Origin of the sequence: Parvibaculum sp., assembly GCF_039680535.1 — a bacterium.
In the GTDB taxonomy this organism is placed as follows: Bacteria; Pseudomonadota; Alphaproteobacteria; order Parvibaculales; family Parvibaculaceae; genus Parvibaculum.
In genome coordinates, this window is sequence record NZ_JBDKSS010000005.1 from 79,236 (window position 1) to 97,645 (window position 18,410).

An 18,410-nucleotide genomic window follows, 5' to 3' on the forward strand; every position below is an offset into this window, starting at 1 on the left:
GAATGAACGACATTCCGAAGCCGCGGCGAACAAGAGGAAACGGGCCAGCGGAGAAATCCGCCGGCCCGCCGGTTCAACTTACTTCAGGCCGAGCTTCGCGAGTTCCTGCTGCGCGAAGATGTAGGGCATCGGATAGTAGCCGTCCTTGGACGTATCCTTCTGCCCGTCGAGCGAAAGCACGAAGCGGAAGAACTCGCCGCGCAGCGGATCGAGCGCCGTCGAGGGGTTCTTGTTGACGTAGACATAGAGGAAGCGCGTGATCGGATAGGCACCCGTGTAGGCGTTCTTCTGATTGGCTTCCTGGCACTGGCCGTCGCGGCCGGCGACCGGCACGGCCTTGACGTCGGCCGTCTTGTAGCCGATGCCCGAGTAGCCCATCGCGAACTTGTCGGCGGCAACGCCCTGCACGACGGCGGACGAACCCGGCTGTTCCTTCACCGAGTCCTTGTAGTCGCCGTTCACCAGCGTCACTTCCTTGAAGTAGCCATAGGTGCCCGAGGCCGAGTTGCGGCCGAAGAGCGAGATCGGCTTCGAGGCCCATTCGCCCGTGAGACCGAGCTGGCCCCAGGTCGTGATGTCCGGCGAGCCGGAGAGGCGGCTCTTGGAGAACACGCCGTCGATCTGCGTCAGCGAGATGCAGGTCAGCGGATTGTCCTTGTTGACGTAGACGGCGAGCGTGTCGACCGCGACGCGCACCTGGGTCGGCTTGTAGCCGTACTTCTGCTCGAAGGCGTCGATCTCGGCGGCCTTCATCGGGCGGGACATCGGGCCGAACTGCGAGGTGCCGGCGATCAGCGCGGGCGGAGCAGTCGACGAACCCTTGCCTTCGATCTCGATCTTCACGGCAGGATACTGCGCCTTGTAACCTTCGGCCCAAAGCGTCATGAGATTGTTCAGCGTGTCGGAGCCGATGGACTTCAGGCTTCCGGACACACCGGTGGTGGGCTGGTACGGCTGGTACCGGCTGTCGATATCCATTGCGAACGCGCTGGTGGCGGTGAGCGTAACCGCGAGCGCGCCCAGGAGAGCTTTTATGCGCTTCATTAGGGGTGACCTTCTTCAAGAAAGCTTTGGCGTGCGGCGGTAGTGCCCCGCCCCGTCTGCGTTCTTAAGTGGACCCAATGAAGGCCGTGCAACGGTTTTATGACGTAATAGTGACAGCGCCCTGCCTGACCGCGGAAACCGGGCACATGCGGACGATTGCGGCACAACGACGCCGATTCATGTCGACAGATTGTGGCCCCGTTGTCACACAGGGCTGAGGTAACCGTCAGGAGGCTGAAGGGGACCGCGCGTCGACGGCGGCGGGATTGAAGAACATGCCCATGCGCAGACTGTCGGCGATGCGCATGGCCCGCTCCATGTAGGCGTCGGCCGTGGCGCGCGGGCAAACATCATCGAGCGTCGAACGGAAAAGCGCGAGCCAATGGTCGAAATGCTCCGGCCGAACCGTCTTCAGACGCATATGGACCAGCATGGGCTGCCCCTTGTAGCGGCCGGAGGTCAGCATGACCGAGGACCAGAAATCGAACATCTTGTGAAGATGCGGTTCCCAATCGGCGCCGATGGCACGCTCGAAGATCGGACCGAGGATCGCGTCTTCGCGTATCCGCCCGTAAAAGGTGCGGACAACCAGCTCGATCTCTCGCTCATCGGTCAGCGCGGGCGGCAAAGTCCGCCGTCCTGCGCCATCTGCGCGCTCGTCCATCCGGCAATCTCCGGTCAGGCCCATTGGCTACATGGCTGACATAGGCGTGTTGACCGCCCGGCGCAATGCCGCCGCATGCGGCAAAAGGACGGCCTAGCCCAGCCCGTGAAGCCGCGCCCGCTCGATGTCGGCCTTAAGCGTTTTGGCCGCGAGTACGTAATGAACTGCCGCCCATAACCACACAATGGAAATGGTCAACAGCGCATAGCGCAGCGACTCCTTTCCGTAGGTCGCGCCGTAGAGATCGCTGAGAAGCCCGGCGAGCTGCGGTCCCATTCCCATGCCGATGAGATTGAGGACGAGCAGGAGCACGGCCGAAGCGGCTGCGCGCATACGCACCGTGACGAGCGCCTGCGTCATGGCGAGAGACGGCGCGATATAGGCCGCCCCGCCGAAGGCGGGAATGATGAAGATCGCCAGCGCCGCCACCTTGCCCGCCGACAGATAGAGAGCGATGGAAAAGGGAAAGCAGATGCCGACCACAATGGCGACCGTCCAGACGTTCCACCGCGCATCGCGCTTGGCCAGCCGGTCAGCGAAATAGCCCGTGAAATATGTGCCCGCACCGCCGGAGATGCCGATGATGAGGGCGAGCGCGGTGCCGATCTCGCCCGGCGTCATGGCAAAGGAACGCGAGAGGAAAGCCGGCAGCCAGGTTACGCCCGCATATCCGCCCATGGCGGCAAGGGCCGAGCCGAAGGCGATATGACGGAAGGAACGCTGCGACCAGAGCAGGCGGAAGACCTCACCGATGCGGGGCGCGGCGCCTTCGCCTTGCGCGGTCAGGCCGTCGGCATGGCCGCGCACCGGCTCCTTCAGCGTGAAACGGACGAGAAGCGCGATAAGCAGGCCCGGCACGCCCACGACATAGAATGCCGCTCGCCAGCCATACCACTGGCTTATCCAGCCGCCGACCAGAAAGCCGATAAGGATGCCGATATTGATGCCGAGCGAGTAGACGCCCATGGCGCTGGCGCGTTTCTCGGGCGGGAACATGTCGGAGATCATGGAGTGAGCGGGCGGGCTCGACCCGGCCTCGCCGACGCCAACGCCAATGCGGGCCAGCGCAAGCTGCGCGAAGCTCGTCACCGAACCGCAAACCACCGTCATGCCGGAAAAGATCGTCAGCGCCAGCGAGATGATGTTGCGGCGGTTGCCGCGATCGGCCCAGACGGCGATCGGAATGCCGAGGGTCGCATAAAAGAGTGCGAAGGTGATGCCCGAGAGAAAGCCGAGCTGCGTGTCGCTGAGCCCCAACTCCATCTTGATCGGCTGCAAGAGGATCGAGAGGATCTGGCGATCGACGTAGTTCGCCGTATAAGCCAGCATCAAAAGCCCGAGCGCGTAATTGCGATAGGCGGGCGAAAAGGCCACGGATGCCAATGATGCGTCTTTGGAAACGCTTCGCGCGGACGCAACTATGGCTGCGCTTGCCTCGTCAGTCATGCAGATCCTCCCAGATCGCGGCCTCTTCGCGGATTGCTCCGTCTCTCCCCGGCCTGGGCCAAGCGTAACAGGGGGCGACGCTTTGACAACCCGCTGAATGCGCCAACATTCCTGTCAGGAGGACGGCAATGGAGATGTCCGTTTTTGGCGAGTGCAGGCTGAGCGCCCGGAGTAGACTTCTCTTATGACCGCCGAAACCCTCGATCCCGATTTCTGCTACCGCGTGATCAGCGCGAAGGACGCCCGCTTCGACGGGCGCATCTTCACCTGCGTCACCTCGACAGGAATCTATTGCCGGCCGATCTGCCCGGCGCGAACGCCGAAGCGGGAGAATTGCCGCTTCGTTGCGAGCGCGGCGGCGGCCGAGGCGCTCGGTTTCCGCTCTTGCCTCCGCTGCCGCCCGGAAACGGCACCGGGCACCCCCGCCTGGGCAGGCACACAGGCCTCGGTCGCGCGCGCGCTCAGGCTCATAGAGGATGGCGCGCTGGACGAGGATGGCGTCGAGGCGCTGGCCGCCCGCGTCGGTCTTGGTGCGCGGCAGCTTCGGCGTCTCTTCCTCGCGCATGTCGGCGCAACGCCGCAGACAGTCGCTGCAAACCGGCGCCTGCTGACGGCGAAGCAGCTCATCACCGAAACGAATATGAGCTTTGCCGACATCGCCTTCGCCTCGGGCTATCGAAGCCTTCGCCGTTTCAACGACGCCGTTCTGGCAAGCTATGGCGTCGCGCCGACGGCGCTGCGCCGCGACAAGTCCGCGGAGCTCGCGCCCGCGACAGGAAGCGCGATCAGGCTGCGCCTCGGCTATCGCCCGCCCTTCGACTGGGAGCTGCTTCTTTCCTATCTCTCGATCCGCGCCATTCCCGGCATCGAGGAAATCGGCACGGCTGAATATCGCCGCAGCTTCCGCCTAGCCGACGCCTCGGGTGTCATTACGGTCGCCGCCTCTGCCAGACCGAACGCGCTCGACATCGATGTCCGGGGCGAAGGCCGCCTTCCCATCCGCCAGATATCCACGCGCATCAGGCGGCTCTTCGATCTCGACGCGGACCCGTTGGCGATTGCCGCATGTCTGCGCGACGATGCGCTGCTCGGCCCACGCCTCGCGCAGGCGGCAGGCATGCGCGTGCCGGGCACCTTCGACGGCTTCGAGCTTGGGGTACGCGCAATCCTCGGCCAGCAGGTCTCGGTAAAGGGCGCGACGACATTGGCAGGCCGCGTCGTCGCGCGCGCCGGCGAGCCGCTCCCGCGCGGAGATGGGAGGCTCACGCATTATTTCCCGACACCGGAATCGCTCGCCCGCGCCGATCTTTCCGGCCTCGGCCTCACGGGCGCACGCATTGCCGCGCTCAAGGCTTTCGCAAAGGCCGTCGCGCATGGCGATGTGAGTTTCGATCCCGCGCAGACGCTCGAGGAAAAGATCGCGGAGCTTTGCGCGGTGCCCGGCATCGGCGAATGGACGGCGCAATACATCGCGCTGCGCGCCGTCGGCGAGCCCGACGCCTTCCCCGCGTCCGACCTCGGGCTTCGTAAGGCGGCGGGCAATGTTTCGACACACGCGCTCGAAGACATGGCGGAACGCTGGCGGCCCTGGCGCGGCTATGCGGCACTTCTCTTGTGGATGGTGCCCGAGGTCGAGGCACGGGCGCTCGCAGCAGAATGATGGAGGAAGAGATGACACGATCCGTGCAGGGCGAACTCGCGGTGACGAGCCTCAAGACACCCATCGGGATTCTCCGGCTCGCAGCCAGCGAAGACGGCCTCGTCGCGGTCGTCTTTCCGCAAGAAAAAAAGAAACGTGAATTCGCAGACACGCGCGGAAGCGACGCGGCGCAGACGCATCTCGGCGCAGCGGTGAAGGCGCTTGAGGAATATTTTGCGGGCAAGCGAAAGGATTTCAGCGATCTGAAGCTCGCCCCGAAAGGGACCGAGTTCCAGCTCGGCGTGTGGAAGGCGCTTCGCAAGATTCCCTTCGGCGCGACGAAGACCTATGCCGACATCGCGCGAACGATCGGCAATCCGAAGGCCATGCGCGCCGTAGGCCTCGCCAACGGGAAGAACCCGATCCCGATCATCGTGCCCTGCCACCGCGTCATCGGCGCGAATGGAACCCTGACCGGTTTCGGCGGCGGCCTGCCAACCAAGAAATGGCTGCTCGGCCATGAAGGCGTGGAGACGCCTGCCCTTCTCTAGGCCTTACACTTCGCCGCCGAAGATATTAAATAGAACGCAGCTTCACCTTCTGCGGAGAGTCGCGAATGATCGCGCATGGCTATTTCGGGTTTGGCTGGCTCATCGTGGCCGTGCTCGACATTTACGCGATCATCAAGATCGCCCAGAGCAACGCTTCGGCTCTTGCCAAGGCTATCTGGATCGTCGTCGTGCTCGCGCTGCCGGTGCTCGGCCTTATTCTGTGGTTCCTGTTCGGCCCCAAGGGGTAAGACGCCCCTACTCGAACAATCGCGCCAGATCATGCTCGCCATTGCGCGGCAACGCGATGGTTTCGATACCGGCAAAGCGACGGATTGTTTCCACCGTTTCTTCCAGTGGCACGGGCGCGGAAAGCGACTCGCTCACCACGATGGCGCGGGGTTCGAGATCGTTGCGGCGCATGACGTCGAGCGTCGTCAGCGTATGGCTGATCGTGCCGAGATAGGAACCGACGACAAGCAGCGGCACGATGGAAGCGGGTTTCAGCGCGATCATCCAGTCGAGCACCGTCCGGCTGTCGTCGATGGGCACCATGAGGCCGCCCACGCCCTCGATGACCAGCGGGTCATGGATCGCCGCGCGGGCGAGGCAATGATGGACGAGTTCGCCGAAGTCGATCTCCGCGCCTTCGCGCCGTGCCGCCATGTCGGGCGAAAGCGCCGCCGTGAACCGCCAGCGCGAAACGATATCCGCATTGTCGAACTCGACGAGTTCACCCAGCGCCGCAAGAAGCGCCGCCGGATCGCTGGCCGCGAAACTCTCTTCATCGAGCCCGCTGACAATGGGCTTCAAGGCGCGGACCGGAAGGCCCTTCGCCAGAAGCTGGCGGACAAGCAAGGCGGAAACATAGGTCTTGCCGATATCGGTGCCGGAAGACGTGACGAAGATGGTGCTCATATTACTCGGCGGCTTGTTTCGGCAGGATGCTCTCGCGGACAAGGCCTGCGAGGCGCAGGATATCCTCGTCCTTGTGTTCGGCCGTGAAGGTGAAGCGCAGGCGCGCCGTGCCCGCGGGCACGGTTGGCGGGCGGATGCCCGTGACGAGATAGCCTTCCGCTTCGAGCAGCGCCGATGCCTTCAGCGTTGCTTCGGCCTCGCCGATGACGAGCGGCACGATGGGGCTTTCCGGCGCAGGCAGATTGAGTTCGCGGGCGAAGAGAGCCGCCTTCTTCACCGGCAGCGCCGCATAGTCCGGATTCTCCTCGATGACGTCGAGCGCCGCGATGGCTGCGGCGACGGAGGCAGGCGGAAGGCCGGTCGAATAGATGAGCGTGCGGGCGCGGGTGCGGATGAGATCGACCACCGCTTTCGACGCGCAGAGATAGCCGCCGTAAGAACCGATGGCCTTGGAAAGCGTGCCCATCTGCAAGGGCACATCGGCCTTCACGCCGGTGACGAAGCTGGAGCCGCGCCCCTCGCCTACGACACCGATGCCATGCGCGTCGTCGGTCATCAGCCAGGCGTCATGCGATTTTGCCAGCGCCGCCATTTCATGCACGGGCGCGAGATCGCCATCCATGCTAAAAACGCCGTCGGTCAGGATCAGGCAATGACGCGCCTTTCCGCGATGCGCGGCCAGAAGCTCCGCCAGATGCGCGAGATCATTATGGCGGAAGATATGCGCTTCCGCGCCCGAGAGCTTCGTGCCCATGAGAAGACAGGAATGCGAAAGCTCATCGGCGATGATGACATCGCCGGGACCGACAAGCGCGGGCACAATGCCGAGATTGGCGAGATAGCCCGAGCCGAAGATCACACAGTCTTCCGCCTGCTTCAGCTTCGTGAGCCGCGCTTCGAGCACCGCGAACAACGGATGATTGCCGGTGACGAGGCGCGAGGCGCCAGAGCCCGTGCCATAGGTTTCGATCGCCTCGATCGCCGCCTTCTTCACACGCGGATGCTGCGACAGATTGAGATAGTCGTTGCAGCAGAAGGAAATGAGCTCACGCCCGTTTCGCGTCGCGCGCACATTTTCGCGCCGGTCGGTCACCACCAGCCTGCGGCGCAGATTGCGTGCTTCCAGCTCGGCGAGCTTGGCGGCTGCGAAGGCGTCGAGCGAAGACATCACGCATTCACCTGGATGACCGGCTTGCCGATGCTCTTGCGCTCCAGCAGGCCTTGCAACACGTTGCCCGCCTGTTCGAGCGGGAAGGTCGCCGTCGGTTCGGGATGAATCTTCCCTTCAACGACCCATTGGGTGAGCTTCTTCATCAACGGAATATTCGCCTTCGGATTGGCGCGGATTTCCCCACCCCAATCGACGCCGACGAGAGAGGCGCGCTTCAGCAGCGCCAGATTGAGCGGCAGTTTCGGAATCTCGCCATTGGCAAAGCCGACGACGAGATGGCGGCCGCCGGGCGCGAGGCAGCGGAACGCCGTTTCCGAATAGGCGCCGCCGACCGGATCGTAGACCACATTGACGCCGCGCTTTCCGGTCAGCGCATCGAGCGCTTTTCGCCATTCGGGGTCGGAATAGTCGAGCACTTCATCCGCGCCATGCGCCTTGGCGGCGGCGCGCTTTTCCGCAGAGGATGCCGCCGCGATGACGCGCGCGCCCATGGCCTTCGCCACGTCGATCGCCGCCATGCCGACGCCGCCCGCCGCGCCCAGCACCAGAACCGTCTCGCCGGGCTGGAGCTTGCCGCAATTCTCGAAGCCGTAAAGCGCGGTGCAATAGGAGACGAGAAAGCCCGCCGCCGCTTCCGCGCTCATCTCGTCGGGGATCGTGGAGCACATGGCTGCGGGCAGCACCAGCTTTTCGGCGAGCGCGCCACGGCTCAACAATGCCATCACGCGGTTGCCGATGAGCTCGCCCGGCAGCCCCTCGCCGACCGCCTCAATGGTGCCCGCGACCTCGCTGCCCGGCACAAAGGGAAGCGGCAGCTTCACCTGATAGGTGCCGCGCACGAAGAGCGCGTCGACATAGCCGAGCCCCGCCGCCTCAACCGCGAGCAGAACCTCACCAGGGCCGGGAACAGGTTCCGGCGCTTCCTCGACGGCGAGGGTCCTGGGTTCACCATAATTGACGCAGCGTATGACGCGCATGGGAGGTAACTTTCGGATGTCATTGGGCTTTCGGAGCAGACCCTAGATCGCGACAGGCAAAAGTGTAAGCGGTTTTTGCGCGCGGGCCCCGACCTGTCCGGGCCCCGCCCTGCGCCTTGCAATGCGGGGAAAGCTGCCTATGCTGCGCTCCGACAATTATATTTCCACAAGGGAAAGCGCCTCCCATGACCATCCAGACACGCATCGACGAAGCCCAGCCGACGATCGCCGCCCGGACCGATCCGGACACGCTGCGTCACGACTGGACGCGCGAAGAAGTGCAGGCGCTTTACGACCTTCCCTTCAATGACCTCCTCTTCGAGGCGCAGATCGTTCATCGCCGCTGGTTCAACCCGAACCAGGTGCAGAAGTCGACGCTGCTTTCGATCAAGACAGGCGGCTGCCCGGAGGATTGCGGCTATTGCGCGCAAAGCTCCAAGTTCGACACGGGCCTCAAGGCGACGAAGCTGATGGAAGTGCGGCGCGTGCTCGACGAAGCGAAGAAGGCGAAGGACGCGGGCGCCTCGCGTTATTGCATGGGCGCTGCCTGGCGCAGCCCGAAGGACCGCGATATGGACTCCATCGTCGCCATGGTCGAAGGCGTGAAAGCCATGGGCATGGAAACCTGCATGACGCTCGGTATGCTCTCGGTCGAGCAGACGATGCGCCTCAAGGATGCCGGCCTCGACTATTACAACCACAATATCGACACGTCGGAAGAGTACTACAAAGAGATCGTCACGACACGGACCTTTGCCGATCGCCTCGAAACACTGGAGCGCGTGCGCGAAGCCGGCATCAATGTCTGCTCCGGCGGCATTGTCGGCATGGGTGAAGGCAAGGATGACCGCGTCGGCATGCTGACGGCGCTGGCGAACCTGCCCGAACATCCGCAGAGCGTGCCCATCAACACGCTGATGCAGATCGAAGGCACGATGCTCGGCAAGTCCGAATCCATCGACCCGATCGACTTCGTGCGCACCATTGCCGTTGCGCGCGTCATCATGCCGAAATCGGTCGTGCGCCTTGCGGCGGGCCGCGAGAACATGACCGAAGAGGCGCAGGCGCTCTGCTTCCTCGCGGGCGCGAACTCGATCTTCATCGGCGAGAAGCTGCTCACCACGAAGAACCCGGAAGCGGACAAGGACGAGCGCCTGTTCAAGAAGCTCGGCCTCGAACCGATGCCCGCCCATAGCTGCCCCTCGGAGAGGTAATTCATCGCCTGCCCGCGTCATGACCGGAAACACCCGGCCATGACGCCTGTGAAACAGCTACCCCACCGCCAGACCAGCGCCGAGCGTTGCGCGCCAGTGCCGCAGGCGCTCCTTCAGCGCAGTGTCGAGCAGATAGCCCGTCAAATCCTCGTCCTCGATGCGCTCGACGATCTCATAGGCGAAGGCGGCCTCGCCTTGCGCGTTCCAGACCGCTTGCAGCGCCTTGTTCGGGTGCGAGCCGAGGCGCAGCGAGAACCGGATACCGTTCTGTTGCGCGTCGAGATTGCGGCTCGGCGCAACCCATACCTCGCCCGTCGCCACACAGCGCAGCGCATAGATGCCGGGCGAGGACTTTCTTTCCTTATAGGCCTTGATCAACTCTTTCCTGCGTTCGCCCTTCATGGCTGAACCTCTCTCGCGTGTGACAATTGCCGCGCGACGCTTGCCGAAAGACGGTCGCGCGCGGCCACGTCGCGCGGGTGCACCCAGTCGCGGCCGATCAGCTCCCAGTCGGGATCGGCAGTGTCGATCCCCTGATTGGCCAGAAGCTCCGCGTCGCAGATGACAAACTGGCTTCTGAAGGGAAAGAGAAAGCGCCGCGGACGCGCTGCGAGCACGGCCTCGGCTTCCTCATAAGTCGTGAACCAGAGATTGATGAAGAAGGAGGCGTGCAGGCCGAAGAGCTGCTCGGGGTTGAAGGCGGCGCGGAGGCGCGCGTCGGCTTCGGCCTTCATGTGCCGCCAGTCGTCGAATCCGGCCTCGACCGCGATCGCGTCGAGCGCGTGCTTGTGCTGCACACGCTCGCGTTCTGCCAGGATTTCCTCCGGCGATTTCGCAGCCCAGTAGGACGCGCGGCGGATACGGGCGGCGGCGCGAAGGGCGAGCGTCTCGTCGCCACCGCAAAGCCGCTTGAGAAGCAGGCTCGCCTTGCGTTTCGATATTTCGATGTCGTGGAAGCGTGTGTCACTGCGCACGGAATTCTCCTGTTTTCACGATTGCCATCGGCCCGAAGCAACGGCAAGCAAACTGGAGCAGCGTCAGTGGTCGGCGATCTCGGGCCGCGGTCGCGGCCGGTACGCAAGCGAGGGTGAGAAACTCTTTGTCGGGCGGCGGCGCCCCTCGCGGCACCGACTGGTAATATAGGCGGGCGGGCGCCGCTTGCCAACCTGCCCCCTGTCGTCTTCTTGCCACCTTCGGCAGAAATCCGGCTATGTTGCGCTCAAATAATCGCCCGAAAGCGAAGACACATGCCCTTTCCGCCCCGCAATCCCCTGCTGAACGACGTGCCGCGCTGGCTTGAAGAAGGCGCGGCCCATCTCTGGCTGCCTTACACGCAGATGCAGACCGTGCCGATGCCCCTGCCCGTGGTGAAGACCGATGGCGTGCGCCTGACGCTGGCCGACGGGCGCGAACTCATCGACGGCACGTCCTCCTGGTGGACGGCGGCGCATGGCTATAACCACCCGCATATCCGGCAGGCGGTGACGGCGCAGCTCGAACGCATGCCGCATGTGATGCTGGGCGGGCTGGCGCATGAGCCCGCCATGACGCTTGCGACGCGGCTCGCGAAGCTTCTGCCCGGCGACCTCAACCATACGTTCTTTTCGGAATCGGGCTCGGTCTCGGTCGAGATCGCGATGAAGATCGCGGTGCAGTTCTGGATCAATTCGGGCGTCAGGGGAAAGAAGCGCTTCGTCTCCTTCCGCGGCGGCTATCACGGCGACACGCTGGCGGCCATGTCGGTCTGCGATCCCGACGAAGGCATGCATACGCTCTTCAAGGGCGCGATTGCCGAGCAGTTCATCACCGATCTGCCGGTCGACGCGGAAAAGGAAGCGGCTCTCGATGCCTTCCTCGCCGCCCATGCGCATGAAGTCGCCGCCGTCATGACGGAGCCGCTGGTGCAGGGCGCGGGCGGCATGATCTTCCATGACGTCGAAACGCTGCGGCGCCTCCGCCGCCTTTGCGACAAGCATGATGTGCTGCTCATCCTCGACGAGATATTCGTGGGCTTCGGCCGCACGGGCTCCATGTTCGCCTGCGAGGCAGCCGGCATCGTTCCCGACATCGTGACGCTGTCGAAGGCGCTGACCGGCGGGACCATGGCATTGGCCGCCACCGTCGCACGGACGAAGGTCTTCGAAGCCTTCCTCAGCGACGATCCCTCGAAGGCGCTGATGCATGGGCCGACCTATAGCGGCAACCCGCTCGCCTGCGCGGCGGCCAATGCCTCGCTCGACCTTTTCGAGCGCGAACCGCGCCTCCGGCAGGTGGCGGCCATCGAGGCCCAGCTTCGCCGCGACCTCGAACCGGCCCGCGCCATCAAGGGCGTCCGCGATGTGCGGGTCAAAGGCGCGATCGGCGTCATCGAGCTGGAGGCGATGTCGAACCTCGACGGGCTGAAACGCCGCTTCGTGGAGGAAGGCGTCTTCATCCGGCCCTTCGGAAAGATCGTCTATACGACCCCGCCACTCGTCATCGGCGAGGAGGATTTGGCCCGATTGACCGCCGCAATGGTCATGATCACGGCGGAAGCGGCCGGGCACTGAACCTTCAGTGTGCCCCATCGGCCACTGTTGGTTGTAGGAGAGGCGCGGCCATTAGCTAAATATTGAGCCAAATTGGACCAGACTCTAATCTCGGGCAAAGGACTGATTCGGTCCTGTCTGCCGTCCGAGACAATCGGTGGGCCGTGGTGGCGCGAGGGGCGAGCGCTTCCGGGGTGACGGCGGATTCTGCTTTGTGACCAGCGTCTGCCCGCTATCCGACATGAGGAAGCCTGAATCCATGCACGTCATAGCGTTTGCGTCTCAGAAGGGCGGCTCCGGCAAGACCACGCTCGCCGGCCATATCGCAGTGGAGGCCGAGCGGCGGAACGAGGGACCGGTCGCGCTCATCGACACCGACCCTCAGGGCAGCCTTTCGCAGTGGTGGAACGCGCGCGACGCGGAACGGCCCTTTTTCGTGCGCTCCTCGCATGAGGGGCTGGAACACGACCTGAAGCGCCTGAAAGACGGCGGCGTCGGCCTCGTCGTCATCGATACGCCGCCCGCGATCACGGCGACCATCGCCCATGTGATCGGTCTTTCGGACCTCGTGGTCATTCCCACAAGGCCCAGCCCCCATGACCTCAGGGCTGCGGGCGCGACGGTCCGCATCTGCGACGAGATTTCGAAGCCGCTCGTCTTCGCCGTCAATGGCGCCGCCCCCCGGGCCCGCATCACCACGGAAGCCGTGATCGCGCTATCCCATCACGGTCCGGTAGCTCCCTCTATCATCCACCAGCGAATCGATTTCGCGTCGAGCATGATCGACGGACGAACGGTCATGGAGATCGCCTCCCAGACCAAATCGGCCGAGGAAATCAGGGACTTGTGGTCGTTTTTGAGCGATCGCCTGCATGGACGCGAGACATCTCCCTTCGTGTCGGGTAATTTCGCAGGCAATACGCTCAGAGGTGCCGCCTAAGATGTCCAAGAAGCCTGCTTCGCTCACCAGCGACCTGCTCGCGCGCAAGGGAGAGGCCGAGCCCCTCTCCATAGATCCGAGTGCGCGCATGTCGCTGTTCGCGGAGCCCGGCTATACGCAGGGCGGCGGGACGGAGAGGCAGGAAGAGCCCGAGCGTCCGCAGCCGCCCGAGCCTGAAATCATCTATACCGCAGAAGAAACCTCGTCGGGCCTCGGCAGCTCGCGGCTCGTGATCGGCGCGGTGCTGGGCGCCATCGTCGTTGGCGGGGTCCTCCTCGTCATGTCGAACAAGAACGAGCGCGGCGTCGCGCCCGTCTCTCCGGACATGACCGCCGAAAATGCGCCCGCCACCTCAGCGCCGGAAACCGCGCCCGCACCCGAGGCTCCGGCTCCAGTGACGCCCGCGCCGCAGGCCATGGCCCCCGAAGCGACCGTCCCGACAGCGACGGCACCGCAGGCGGCCCTCGTCCCGACGGCTCCCGCAGAACAACCCCAGGCCGAACAGCCCGTGGCGCCGGCCCAGACGCCAGCAGCGGCGCCCGAAAGCCCGGCCCCTGCCGCGGCCGAAACGCCTGCCGCAACCGCTCCGCAAGCCGCCGAACCCGCCACCACAGCGCCCGCCGCGCCGGTTGAAGAAGCGGCGCCGGCAGCCGCCGCGCCCAAGCCTGCGAAGATCGCCTCGGGCGGCGCGTGGGTCGTACAGATTTCCGCGCTTCGTGACGAAAAGAGCGCTCGCGCCGCCTGGTCCAAGCTGACCAGGCGCTTCCCCGCCGTGCTCGGCGGCCACGCGCTGAATGTCGAAAAGGCAGAGCTTGGCGCCAAAGGCACCTATTACCGCGTCCGCGCGGCGGGCTTCGCGAGCAAATCCGCTGCACAGAGCGCCTGCGCCAAGCTCAAGGCCGGCGGTCAGGACTGCATGGTGAAGAAGCGCTGAGGCGCTTCGGGCCGCGCCCGGCCGTCATGGCCTAGGCTTCGTCCTCGTCGTCTTCCTCATCGACCCTGCCGAAGGGATCGGCGCCGTAACGGTGCAACCCCGGCCCATGCACTTCGAGCCACTTCTTCGCGGCTTCGTAATTGGGCATGGCCTCCTCGACCAGTCGCCAGAAGCGCGGCCCGTGATTCATGTGCCGGAGATGAGCCACCTCATGGACGGCGACATAATCGAGGACATGAGACGGCGCCATGATGAGGCGCCACGAGAAGGAAAGCGCGCGCGAGGGCGAACAGGACCCCCAGCGGCTCGTCTGATCGCGCAGCGTGATGCGTGAGGGCCGCACGTCAAAGGCGGCGGCAAAGGCCAGCACCTTCTCGTTGAGCTCGGTCCGCGCCTGCAGCTTCAGCCAATCCGTGACGCGCCGCTGCACGAAGTCGGAATGGCCTTTGACGCAGATCTCGGGCACCCCGCCCGTATCGGCTGAACGGACCCTCCATACGGGGCCGACGCCCGCCGCTTCCCGGCGGCGCGGAACCACATGATGGATCAGATGTTCGCGCCCCCGGAACGGCACCATCGAGCCGTCCTCGAAGGGCACGGGTGGCGGCACGCGCTCAAGTCGCTCGGCGATCCATTCGCGCTGCTCCTGGGCGAATTGCAGCGCATTGAGCATGCCCCGCCGCGAGGGCGAGGTGACCTGGACGGAGCCCGCGGCGAGATCGACGCGGACGATGATCCGCCGGGCGCGGGGATTATGTGTCGCGGTGACGGGCACCGTTCGCCCGTCGATATCGAGATAGTCGATATGAAGCGGAATGGGCTTGGTACGTTTCGTCATGGTGTGGCGAATTCTTTCACCGGCAGCAGGGGCGGCGCCGACTGCGCCGCAAGCGATCGTCTCTCGACGCATTCACCCCCTAGAGACGAACTGCACCGAGCATGACACGAGTCGCCGTCGGCTTCGCAAGAGCAATCCGCTGCGTCCTCGAAAATCTTTGCAAAATTAATTCGTGTCCAACGTGTTTCGTGGCTGTCATCAGCTGCGGACGGCATGTCTCGCCATAAAGTCGCGAACACGCGGAGCGATCTCCGTCTTCCACCGCGAACCGTTGAAGACGCCGTAATGGCCGACGCCGGGCTGCTCCCAATGGTCGCGCATCGAGGCGGGAAGCGCCGAGGCAAGCTTGTGGGCGGCCTTTGTCTGACCGACGCCGGAGATGTCGTCCTTCTCGCCTTCCACGGTCATGAGCGCGGTGCGTGTGATCGCCTGCGGACGCACCAGCCTGTCGCGGTGGTAGAGCTCGCCCTTGGGGAGCAGGTGCTGGACGAACACCCGGTCGACCGTTTCGAGATAGAACTCGGCGGTCATGTCCATGACCGCCAGATATTCGTCATAGAACTCGCGGTGCTTCTGGGCGCTGTCGCCGTCGCCCTCGACCATGTGGTCGAAATAATTCCAGTGCGCGTCCATGTGGCGGTCGAGATTCATCGCCATGAAGCCCGAAAGCTGGACGAAGCCCGGATAGACGCGGCGCATGAAGCCGGGATGGGGCATCGGAACGGTGGTGATGACATTGCGCTCGTACCATTCAGTGCCGCGCTCGGTGGCGAGCCGGTTCACTTCGGTCGGGCTTTCACGCGTGTCGATGGGTCCGCCCATCAGCGTCATGGTGAGGGGCGCGTGCGGGTCCTTGTCCTCGTTCATCGCTGCGACGGCTGCGAAGACCGGAACGGAGGGCTGACAGACCGCCAGCACATGCACATCGGGGCCGAGCGCCTGGATCATCTCGATGACGTAATCGACATAATCGTCGAGGTGGAAATTCCCCGCCGAGAGCGGCACGGCGCGAGCGTCGATCCAGTCGGTGATATAGACGTCGCAATGGGGCAGCATCGCCTCGACCGTGCCCCGGAGCAGCGTCGCGTAGTGGCCCGACATGGGGGCGACGATCAGCAGCTTCGGCTGAGCGGCAAGCCCCTTCGCCGCCGACGCCTCGCGCTCGAAATGGATGAGTTTGCAGAAAGGCTTTTCCCAGACGACGCGCTCGACCACCGGCACGGGCTTTCCCGCGATCTCCGTCTCGTCGAGGCCGAATTTCGGCTTGCCGTAGCGCCGCGTCACACTCTCGAAGAGGTCGAGGGCGGCGGCCATGTTCTTGGCGCCGATCGTTTCGCCGAAGGGATTGAGCGGATGGCGCAGGGCCCAGAGGCCGAGTTCAGCTGCCGCGCGGAAAGGCGTGACCGCTGCGTGATTGATCTCGTAGAGGTGATAGAGAACCATCGCCCGGGCCCTTCTGACATCTAATGCTGCGATGCAGCACAATACAGAAAAACCGGTCCGTGTGACCAAAAAAACGTCACACAACACTCAAGTCATTGAAAAACAATGGTTTTTTAGAAGGCATCGGGGAGGCCGCGACCGGCCTCCCCTGCAATCGCCTTATTTCGCCGGGGCATAGGCGCCGCCGAAGCGCGCCTTCTGCTCGGTGGCCGAATAGCGCTTCGCCACCCGGTTCGCGCCGCCGATCACCGCCTTGAACGATGCCGTGATGATGTTCGGGTCGATGCCGACGCCGAAGATATCGCCGGGCACGCCGTCCTCGGCGACCTCGACATAGGCGACCGCCTTGGCGTCCGCGCCGTGGCCGAGCGAATGCTCGTCGTAATTGCGCACCAGCACCGGCACGTTGAGCGCATGCATCAGCGCGTCGATCGGCCCGTTGCCGAGGCCGGTCAGCGTTTCCTCGACGCCGAAGCGGCGGATACGGAGCTTCACGCCCTGCTTGCCGTGTTCGTCGAAGAGCGTGTGGCTCAGATATTCGAGCGGCTGGGTCAGCGTCAGATATTCACGCTCGAAAATGCCGTAAATATCGGCGGCGCTGACTTCCTTGCCAGTGTCGTCCGTAACCTTCTGGACGGCGGCCGAGAACTCGACCTGCAAGCGGCGCGGCAGGGCGAGGCCATACTCGGCCTCCAGCAGGTAGGAAATGCCGCCCTTGCCGGACTGGCTGTTCACGCGAATGATCGATTCATAGGTGCGGCCGACATCCGCCGGGTCGATCGGCAGATAGGGCACTTCCCAGATTTCGCCTTCCTTGCGCGCCGCGAGTCCCTTCTTGATCGCGTCCTGATGCGAGCCCGAAAAGGCCGTGAAGACGAGATCGCCCACGTAAGGGTGGCGCGGATGGATGGGGAGCTGCGTGCAATATTCGACGGTGCGCGCAACCTCGTTGATCTGCGAGAAGTCGAGCCCCGGATCGACGCCCTGGCTGTAGAGGTTCAGGGCCAGCGTGACGAGATCGACATTGCCCGTGCGCTCGCCATGGCCGAAGAGACAGCCTTCGACGCGGTCCGCGCCCGCCATGACGCCGAGCTCGGCGGCGGCGACCGCCGTGCCGCGGTCATTATGCGGATGGAGCGAAATGATGATGCCGTCGCGGCGCTTCAGGTTGCGATGCATCCATTCGATCTGGTCGGCATAGACGTTGGGCGTCGCCATCTCCACCGTCGCCGGCAGATTGATGATGACCTTGCGTTCCGGGTTCGCGTCCCAGACTTCCGTCACCGCATCGACGACTTCCTTGGCAAAATCGAGTTCGGTGCCGGAGAAGACCTCGGGGCTGTATTGGAAGGTCCAGTTCGTTTCCGGCTGCTTCTCGGCCAGTTCCCTGATCTGGCGCGCGCTTTCGGTCGCAATCGCCTTCACGCCCTGCTTGCCCTGATTGAAGACGATCTCGCGGAAGTTCGGCGCGGTGGCGTTATAGAAGTGCAGAATGGCGTTCTTCGCGCCCCTCAGCGACTCCATGGTGCGCGTGATGAGCTCGGGCCGCGCCTGGGTCAGCACCTCGATATGGACGTCGTCGCCCGCCTTGTTCTCCTCGATCAACTGGCGGATGAAACCGAAATCGGTTTCGGAGGCGGCGGGGAAACCCGCTTCGATGTGCTTGAAGCCGATGCGGACCAGCATTTCGAACATGCGCATCTTGCGATCGGCGTTCATGGGTTCGAACAGCGCCTGATTGCCATCGCGCAGGTCGGTGCTCATCCAGATCGGCGGCTTCGAAATGACGTTATTCGGCCAGCGGCGATCCGGCAGGTTGATCGGCGGAAAGGGGCGATATTTTTCGGCAGGGTTCTTCAACATGATCCTTGTCTCCTGGAATTGACGAAATGCGTGGCGGAGACGTGCTCAAGAAACACGGGACTGCCGGACTGCCACGGGCGCAAGGTCCGGCAGCCGGAGATAAGTCGCAAGGCAAAAATGCTGTTCATGTCGGGCCACTGGCTTAGCGCCAAGCGGGTCTGTTCGCTGGCGCGTCGGACGGAAGATCGGAAACTGTGGGTGAGGTCGTTCTATGTTCTGCGCTTAGGCGCAGAGCAGCCCACG

At 64.1% G+C, this 18,410-nt stretch carries 18 protein-coding genes; 7 read left to right on the forward strand and 11 right to left on the reverse strand.

Annotated elements, in window-relative coordinates:
- Positions 1 to 78: 78 nt before the first annotated feature.
- The 3 genes from ABFC66_RS01505 to ABFC66_RS01515 all read right to left on the reverse strand — a co-directional run bounded on the left by ABFC66_RS01505 (position 79) and on the right by ABFC66_RS01515 (position 3,154).
- Entirely contained in the window at positions 79 to 1,044 is a 966-nt protein-coding gene (locus ABFC66_RS01505; protein WP_346739187.1) for a phosphate ABC transporter substrate-binding protein PstS family protein, read from the reverse strand.
- A 226-nt stretch (positions 1,045 to 1,270) separates the two neighbouring features.
- Positions 1,271 to 1,708, reverse strand: a complete 438-nt coding sequence (locus tag ABFC66_RS01510; protein WP_346739188.1) for a group III truncated hemoglobin — start codon at positions 1,706 to 1,708, stop codon at positions 1,271 to 1,273.
- A gap of 93 nt (positions 1,709 to 1,801) precedes the next feature.
- Positions 1,802 to 3,154, reverse strand: a complete 1,353-nt coding sequence (locus ABFC66_RS01515) for an MFS transporter (RefSeq protein ID WP_346739189.1) — start codon at positions 3,152 to 3,154, stop codon at positions 1,802 to 1,804.
- Positions 3,155 to 3,338: 184 nt separating this feature from the next.
- Here ABFC66_RS01515 and ABFC66_RS01520 point away from each other — a divergent pair, with 184 nt between their 5' ends.
- The 3 genes from ABFC66_RS01520 to ABFC66_RS01530 all read left to right on the forward strand — a co-directional run bounded on the left by ABFC66_RS01520 (position 3,339) and on the right by ABFC66_RS01530 (position 5,592).
- Positions 3,339 to 4,814, forward strand: coding sequence for an AlkA N-terminal domain-containing protein (locus ABFC66_RS01520; protein ID WP_346739190.1), 1,476 nt, complete (start codon positions 3,339 to 3,341; stop codon positions 4,812 to 4,814).
- Between the two features lie 11 nt (positions 4,815 to 4,825).
- A complete protein-coding gene (locus ABFC66_RS01525) occupies positions 4,826 to 5,344 on the forward strand; it encodes a methylated-DNA--[protein]-cysteine S-methyltransferase (protein WP_346739191.1) in 519 nt (172 codons plus the stop codon).
- Between the two features lie 65 nt (positions 5,345 to 5,409).
- Entirely contained in the window at positions 5,410 to 5,592 is a 183-nt protein-coding gene (locus tag ABFC66_RS01530) for a PLDc N-terminal domain-containing protein (protein ID WP_346739192.1), read from the forward strand.
- 7 nt (positions 5,593 to 5,599) lie between these two features.
- Here the strand turns inward: ABFC66_RS01530 and bioD are convergent, their stop codons facing one another.
- From bioD to ABFC66_RS01545, 3 genes are read right to left on the reverse strand one after another with little or no spacing between them, the layout of a single operon-like run.
- Positions 5,600 to 6,259 carry a dethiobiotin synthase gene (bioD, locus tag ABFC66_RS01535; protein ID WP_346739193.1) on the reverse strand — a complete coding sequence of 220 codons (660 nt, stop codon included), beginning with the start codon at positions 6,257 to 6,259 and terminating at the stop codon, positions 5,600 to 5,602.
- Between the two features lies 1 nt (position 6,260).
- The gene (gene bioF, locus ABFC66_RS01540; RefSeq protein WP_346739194.1) at positions 6,261 to 7,427 is read right to left on the reverse strand and encodes an 8-amino-7-oxononanoate synthase; all 1,167 of its coding nucleotides are present in this window, start codon (positions 7,425 to 7,427) and stop codon (positions 6,261 to 6,263) included.
- Entirely contained in the window at positions 7,427 to 8,407 is a 981-nt protein-coding gene (locus ABFC66_RS01545) for an NADPH:quinone oxidoreductase family protein (protein WP_346739195.1), read from the reverse strand. The genes bioF and ABFC66_RS01545 overlap by 1 nt, the downstream gene beginning before the upstream one ends.
- Positions 8,408 to 8,592: 185 nt before the next feature.
- Between ABFC66_RS01545 and bioB the strand changes: the two genes are divergently transcribed.
- Positions 8,593 to 9,621 carry a biotin synthase BioB gene (gene bioB, locus ABFC66_RS01550; RefSeq protein WP_346739196.1) on the forward strand — a complete coding sequence of 343 codons (1,029 nt, stop codon included), beginning with the start codon at positions 8,593 to 8,595 and terminating at the stop codon, positions 9,619 to 9,621.
- Between the two features lie 57 nt (positions 9,622 to 9,678).
- On the opposite strand, the gene ABFC66_RS01555 is transcribed toward bioB, so the two are convergent.
- Both ABFC66_RS01555 and ABFC66_RS01560 read right to left on the reverse strand, forming a co-directional pair.
- A complete protein-coding gene (locus tag ABFC66_RS01555) occupies positions 9,679 to 10,023 on the reverse strand; it encodes a GIY-YIG nuclease family protein (RefSeq protein ID WP_346739197.1) in 345 nt (114 codons plus the stop codon).
- Positions 10,020 to 10,595 (reverse strand): hypothetical protein, encoded by a 576-nt coding sequence (locus ABFC66_RS01560; protein WP_346739198.1) that lies wholly within the window; start codon positions 10,593 to 10,595, stop codon positions 10,020 to 10,022. Before ABFC66_RS01560 ends, ABFC66_RS01555 begins: the two co-directional genes overlap by 4 nt.
- 273 nt (positions 10,596 to 10,868) lie before the next feature.
- Here ABFC66_RS01560 and ABFC66_RS01565 point away from each other — a divergent pair, with 273 nt between their 5' ends.
- The 3 genes from ABFC66_RS01565 (at position 10,869) to ABFC66_RS01575 (ending at position 14,023) form a co-directional block, all read left to right on the forward strand.
- Positions 10,869 to 12,170: an adenosylmethionine--8-amino-7-oxononanoate transaminase gene (locus ABFC66_RS01565; protein WP_346739199.1), complete on the forward strand. Its 1,302-nt coding sequence runs from the start codon at positions 10,869 to 10,871 to the stop codon at positions 12,168 to 12,170.
- A gap of 238 nt (positions 12,171 to 12,408) precedes the next feature.
- Entirely contained in the window at positions 12,409 to 13,089 is a 681-nt protein-coding gene (locus tag ABFC66_RS01570; protein ID WP_346739200.1) for a ParA family protein, read from the forward strand.
- Position 13,090: 1 nt separating this feature from the next.
- Entirely contained in the window at positions 13,091 to 14,023 is a 933-nt protein-coding gene (locus ABFC66_RS01575) for an SPOR domain-containing protein (RefSeq protein WP_346739201.1), read from the forward strand.
- 31 nt (positions 14,024 to 14,054) lie between these two features.
- On the opposite strand, the gene ABFC66_RS01580 is transcribed toward ABFC66_RS01575, so the two are convergent.
- The 3 genes from ABFC66_RS01580 to leuA all read right to left on the reverse strand — a co-directional run bounded on the left by ABFC66_RS01580 (position 14,055) and on the right by leuA (position 18,170).
- Positions 14,055 to 14,861, reverse strand: coding sequence for a SprT family zinc-dependent metalloprotease (locus ABFC66_RS01580; RefSeq protein ID WP_346739202.1), 807 nt, complete (start codon positions 14,859 to 14,861; stop codon positions 14,055 to 14,057).
- Positions 14,862 to 15,059: 198 nt separating this feature from the next.
- A complete protein-coding gene (gene phaZ, locus ABFC66_RS01585) occupies positions 15,060 to 16,304 on the reverse strand; it encodes a polyhydroxyalkanoate depolymerase (protein ID WP_346739203.1) in 1,245 nt (414 codons plus the stop codon).
- A gap of 159 nt (positions 16,305 to 16,463) precedes the next feature.
- Positions 16,464 to 18,170 (reverse strand): 2-isopropylmalate synthase, encoded by a 1,707-nt coding sequence (gene leuA / locus ABFC66_RS01590; protein ID WP_346739604.1) that lies wholly within the window; start codon positions 18,168 to 18,170, stop codon positions 16,464 to 16,466.
- Positions 18,171 to 18,410 lie beyond the last annotated feature (240 nt).